The 1,131-nt window shown below is 36.2% G+C and carries 1 protein-coding gene and 2 tRNA genes; 1 reads left to right on the forward strand and 2 read right to left on the reverse strand.

The window, feature by feature from the left end; all coding sequences use genetic code 11:
* Nucleotides 1-168 precede the first annotated feature (168 nt).
* Nucleotides 169-768, forward strand: coding sequence for a sigma-70 family RNA polymerase sigma factor (locus FC65_RS10755; protein WP_010496666.1), 600 nt, complete (start codon nt 169-171; stop codon nt 766-768).
* A 110-nt stretch (nt 769-878) separates the two neighbouring features.
* Here the strand turns inward: FC65_RS10755 and FC65_RS10760 are convergent.
* Nucleotides 879-952: transfer RNA gene (locus FC65_RS10760), tRNA-Arg, on the reverse strand.
* 39 nt (nt 953-991) lie between these two features.
* Nucleotides 992-1,063 (reverse strand) — tRNA-Gly (locus tag FC65_RS10765).
* Between the last annotated feature and the right edge of the window lie 68 nt (nt 1,064-1,131).

The following is a 1,131-nucleotide window of genomic DNA, read 5'->3' on the forward strand; positions in this document are numbered from 1 at the left end:
CTTATTGAAGTTGTGGGAAACTGTTCTTAACAGTTTCTCTTTTTTTTCGTTTTTTTGATAAAATTCGTAAATTTTTCTGTGCAAAATAAAGCGCTTTATTTTAGAATTTTGCATTTAGTGTCAAACTTAATACTGAATCACAAATTCATAAGGATAAGAGGTATTAGTATGACCAAAAACAAGAATTATGTTGCCAATGATCTTGAACTTATTACAGACATTTTAGCGGACCCTGAAAGTTTATCATTACTGATACTTTTTCAAAAATACCATCCGTTAGTCATCTCAACAATCAGCGCCTTCAAGTTTCGTTATTATGATTTTGATGACTTGAAAGTTGAGGCAATGGTGATCTGTTATCAGAGTGTTCAAAATTTCGAGCTGGATCGAAACGTACCTTTCGGCTCTTTTTTTAAAGCAAACTTGTCTAATTATTTTCGTACACTATTGCGTAATCAAGCCGCAAAAAAGCGTCACTTTGACCTTTTGGCTAATTCGTTTGAATCCTTAATAACCGAAAAAGGTAGTGGTTACCTTGGACCGGATCGTACAAATTTAACACCAGACAGACAAGTTTTGCTTGAAGCAGATATAGCTAGATTGCCAAAAGTTCTTTCAAGTTTAGAAAATCAAGTCATGCAAATGTATTGTAATCCAAACCCCTACTCGAAAGAGACTATTGCAAATAAACTAAATATTTCCCATAAAACACTCTATAGCGCAACCAGTCGCTGTAAAAAGAAAACAAAGAAACTAATATATAGTTAGAAATTTATAACAACACTCAACAAAAGAAGTTCCAAGCTTAATTAAGCACGCTTCAAACGTGCCACAATAAACTTGGAACTTCTTATTTGTATATTCTTTACTAACAAAAATGCACCCAGTAGGAGTCGAACCTACAACCTTCTGATTCGTAGTCAGACACTCTATCCAATTGCGCTATGGGTGCATAAATCATTATTAGGTAACTTCACTGAAACTCTAGCGAAGCGGAAGACGGGATTCGAACCCGCGACCCCCACCATGGCAAGGTGATGTTCTACCACTGAACTACTTCCGCAAAAAAGATACTGAGAAAACTCAGTATCTGAAAAATTAGCGCGGCAGCTACCTACCCTCACAGGGGGC

The sequence above is a fragment of the Ligilactobacillus acidipiscis DSM 15836 genome, from assembly GCF_001435755.1.
GTDB classification, from domain to species: Bacteria; Bacillota; Bacilli; order Lactobacillales; family Lactobacillaceae; genus Ligilactobacillus; species Ligilactobacillus acidipiscis.